Genomic DNA, 3,738 nt, shown 5'->3' with positions numbered 1-3,738 from the left:
CGCCCGCCTCCAGCTCGGCTGGCCTCGGGCCTCGGCGGCCTTCAACTCCGCTGGCCTTCAGTTCCGCTGGCCTTCGGTCCCGTCCGCCTCGGGTCCCGGTGGCCTCTCCGGCCTTCTGGTCCCGCCGGTCTTCTGGTCCTGCCCGCTTTACGAGTTGGTGCGTGATAGCGGGTGAGGCGTGTTTCGCCTGGTTGTGGCTTGTTCTCAGGCGTTGTTGGTGCGGTCGGGGACGAGGCCGGCGATGGCGCGGTAGGTGTCGGGCGGGCGGTCGCGGCGGTGGGTTCAGCGCATCAGTTGTTTCCGGCGTTTGTGGTCGGTGAGGGCGTGTTCGACGGTGATGCGGTCGAAGGAGTGCCGGTGGCGGTCGCGTTCCCACTGTTCGGCTCTGCCGGGCGGTGCTCCCGGATGCGGTTTTCTGGGTGGTGTGATCGCCTGCCCGCGGTGGTCGCGGCTGAGGCCCGGGTAGCCGTCGTCCAGGAGGGCCTCGATTCGGGGAAGTGCTGGAAGCAGCCGGCGGTGCTTTCGTTGCGGGCGGCCGTGGTGTCGTGCATACGCCCAGGTCGCAGGGCATCGGTCAGGTCGCAGGGTGTCGGTCCGTGATGTGCGGCTGTGCCGGCCGGTGATCGCGGTGGCTTTCTTGGTGTTGTGCTTCTTCTTGTCCGGCATGAACGCACGGTGACTGGTGCGGTTGGCTCTGTTCATCGGAACGGGTTCTGGCTCAACTTCCGTGCAGTGGCCACGATGAGTGACGACTGAGCTTCTCCGGGCGGTATGCGAAGTTGCCCGAAAATGGATGGTGGTCAGTGCCGCTGGGCTGACAGTCCGAGCCGTGGAAGATGTTGTACTCCAGCTGAAGGCGCTGCTGTTCCCGGCGATCGCGGACATCGCGGTGCGGTCGGTGGACATGGATATCGAGAACGTGCGCCTTGACGCGCAGTGCACCACGGCCGGCGCCGCCTGCCCGGGATGCGGGGTCTGCTCGACCCGAGTTCACAGCTCCTACCTGAGGTTTCTCGCTGATGTCCCGAGCGCCGGACGAAGCGTCCTACTCCAGCTGCGGGTCCGGCGGTTCCGGTGCGGGAACACGAAGTGCCCTCGTCAAACGTTCGTGGAGCAGATATCCGGCCTTACCCGTAGGCATGGCCAGCGCACCGAACGGCTGCGTTGCATCCTGACCGCAGTCGGCCTCGCCCTCGCTGGTCGAGCCGGCGCCCGCTTGGCTGCTGTGCTCGCCATGTCCGTCAGCCGGAGCACGGTCTTGCGCCTGGTCGAGGCGCTGCCCGAGGCGGAGGTGCCGACGCCTCGGGTGGTTGGCGTCGACGAGTACGCCACCCGCAAGGGCCGCCGTTACGGCACTGTCCTGGTGGACGTCGAGACCCGCCGTCCGATCGATCTCCTGCCTGATCGAGAAGCATCAGGTCTGGCCGCCTGGCTCGCTCAGCGGCGAGGGATCGAGGTCGTCTGCCGGGACCGCGCTCCGTTTTTCGCGGAGGGCGCCACCGCCGGGGCACCCCAGGCGACGCAGGTCGCCGACCGCTGGCACTTGTGGCACAACCTCGGGGAAGCGGCTGAGCGGGCGGTCGCCCGCCACCGTCAGTGCCTTGGCGTCCTGGTCCCCGATCCCGAGGCGAAGGCCGACGAACCGGTGCCGCCCGAGGAGAAGACGGACTCGCCGTGGCAGAGCGAGCGGTTCGCCAACCGCGTCCGAGCCCGGCACGCCACGGTCCACGCACTGCTGGAAGCCGGCCACAGCCGCCGCTCCATCGGGCGTCAGCTCCAGATGACCCACCGCACCGTCAAGAGCCTTGCCGACGTGGCGAAGCCGGAAGACCTCTTTCGTGGCCAGTGGCAGCACAACAGGACCTCCGTCCTCGACGAGTACAAGCCCTGCCTGGACGAACGTTGGGACGAGGGCTGCACCAACGCCTGGAAGCTGTGGGAGGAGATCGTTCCCATGGGCTATCGCGGCAGCTACGGCCGGGTCAGCGCCTTTCTGCGAGAGAAGCGCACCTCGCCACGGCCGGTCGCCGCGCAGCCGCCGGCGCCCCGCGTGGTGACGAGGTGGATCCTCAGCCGACCCGAGACGCTGAACGAGATCGAACATCTCCGGCTCAAGGCTGTCCTTGCCAACTGCCCCGAACTCGATGCCCTGACCGGTCACGTCCGGTCCTTCGCCAACATGCTCACCGAACGCCAGGGTGAACGACTCCCGCAGTGGCTCGACGCCGTCCGTCAGGACGACCTGCCCAGCCTCCACACCCTCGCGGCCGGCATCGACCGAGACCGCGACGCCGTCATCGCCGGTCTGACGCTGCCCTGGAACTCCGGAGTCGTCGAAGGCCACGTCAACAGGATCAAAATGCTCAAGCGCCAGATGTTCGGCCGCGCAGGCTTCGATCTTCTTCGCAAACGGGTCTTGCTCGCCCCGTAGTCATGTTGTCAGTGCCTGATGCGAGGATGCGGGCGACCATACGCAAGGAGATCAGCATGGGCACCTGGGATACCGGTCCCTTCGACAACGACACCGCCGCGGACTTTGCCAACGCGCTCGACGACGCTGAGCCCGAGGCGCGTGAAGCCCTGATCCGAGGCGTCCTCGTCCGAACGATCGACGCAACCGGCTATCTCACGGAAGCGGAAGAGGCGGTGGCCGCCGCCGCCTTGATCGCGGCGCAATGTCCGGGAGGCGAACCCGTCGACATGTCCTACGGTCCGGAAACACCGATGCCCGTGTTCCCTTCCGACCTTCGGGCACTCGCCGACGAAGCCCTCGCCCGCATCGTCGGCGACGAGGATGGGCCGGCCTCAAACTGGGTCGACCCAGCGGACTGGAAGCGGTGGCGAGCCATACTGACGCGCCTTCGCGCAGTGCTTGCCCCGCAGCCCTCTTCCATCGCTCTCTTCGATGTCCAACCGTAACGGAGCGTCACTCAGCACGGAAGTTGAGCCAGAGCCCGTTCTGATGAACAGAGCCACGCGGTTGGCCGGCGGCCCGCGGACCTGGATCTCGGTGGCGTCCGGCCGCAGCTCGACGCCTGCGCCCAGGCCGGAGGCGTCGAGTGCGGCTGGACGCCACCGGCCTGGGCGCAGGCGGACATGTCCGTCAGTGTCCGAAGATGCGAGCCGGGACGGTCGGGGACCGCGTACTCCCGCTCGGCCAGGAGCGTATGTATCTCCTCTCCGCGATCGCACGGGTGAGGGTGGATCAGTCGACGCCGGACAGCGGTCCCGGCACCGAATGCGGCGGGTTGTGCCGCAGGTGGATCGGCGTGGCCGCCGGCCGGTCGACGGACACCAGCTGGTGGCGTGCGACGGCACCCGCGGCCCGCTTCCGGGCTCCTCCTCGTGCAGCATGGTGTCGGCCCTCGAGTCCGGCCTGCCACGGCGCGGCCAACTCCTCGGCCAGGCACGCGAGATGCTGTCGAGAGAACCCAGTGGACAGCCGATGCGCCGGCACCGCCCGATTGGCCATGATCACCACACCCGGATCGTGCCACTTGCCTGGCACGACGCCTCACCCGCTATCACGCACCAACTCGTCAGGTCCCGGCGGCCTCTCCAGCTCTGGCGGTCTTCTGGTCCCGGCGGGTCTCTCTGTGTCCGGCGGGCCGGGGAGGAGTCTCCCTCCTGGTGATCCTTGCGGGAGCCGGGAGCCGGGAGCCGGGAGCCGGGAGCCGGGAGCCGGGAGCCGGGAGCCGGGAGCCGGGAGCCGGGAGCCGAGGGGGGCGGGGGGTGGGG

2 protein-coding genes and 2 pseudogenes are annotated in these 3,738 nt (G+C 68.6%); 2 read left to right on the top strand and 2 right to left on the bottom strand.

The window, feature by feature from the left end; genetic code table 11:
• Nucleotides 1–204: 204 nt before the first annotated feature.
• Nucleotides 205–675 (bottom strand): annotated as a pseudogene (locus tag CU044_RS39570) (IS5/IS1182 family transposase); the annotation flags it as partial.
• A 118-nt stretch (nucleotides 676–793) separates the two neighbouring features.
• Here CU044_RS39570 and CU044_RS18750 point away from each other — a divergent pair.
• Together CU044_RS18750 and CU044_RS18745 are read left to right on the top strand one after the other, a co-directional pair.
• Nucleotides 794–2,431, top strand: a complete 1,638-nt coding sequence (locus CU044_RS18750) for an ISL3 family transposase (RefSeq protein ID WP_240045679.1) — start codon at nucleotides 794–796, stop codon at nucleotides 2,429–2,431.
• 56 nt (nucleotides 2,432–2,487) lie between these two features.
• Nucleotides 2,488–2,919 carry a DUF4259 domain-containing protein gene (locus CU044_RS18745; RefSeq protein WP_165371935.1) on the top strand — a complete coding sequence of 144 codons (432 nt, stop codon included), beginning with the start codon at nucleotides 2,488–2,490 and terminating at the stop codon, nucleotides 2,917–2,919.
• Nucleotides 2,920–2,976: 57 nt separating this feature from the next.
• Here CU044_RS18745 and CU044_RS18740 read toward each other — a convergent pair.
• Nucleotides 2,977–3,472 (bottom strand): annotated as a pseudogene (locus CU044_RS18740) (IS5/IS1182 family transposase); the annotation flags it as partial.
• Nucleotides 3,473–3,738: the final 266 nt, after the last annotated feature.

It is taken from the genome of Streptomyces sp. L-9-10 (assembly GCF_004151105.1).
Taxonomy (GTDB): Bacteria; Actinomycetota; Actinomycetes; order Streptomycetales; family Streptomycetaceae; genus Streptomyces.
This window is presented reverse-complemented; position numbering and strand designations above follow the sequence as displayed.

Excerpts from the sequence above, each read along its gene's own strand:
- CU044_RS18750 (WP_240045679.1), top strand. The coding sequence starts at position 794 with ATGGTGGTCAGTGCCGCTGGGCTGACAGTCCGAGCCGTGGAAGATGTT.
- CU044_RS18745 (WP_165371935.1), top strand. The coding sequence starts at position 2,488 with ATGGGCACCTGGGATACCGGTCCCTTCGACAACGACACCGCCGCGGAC.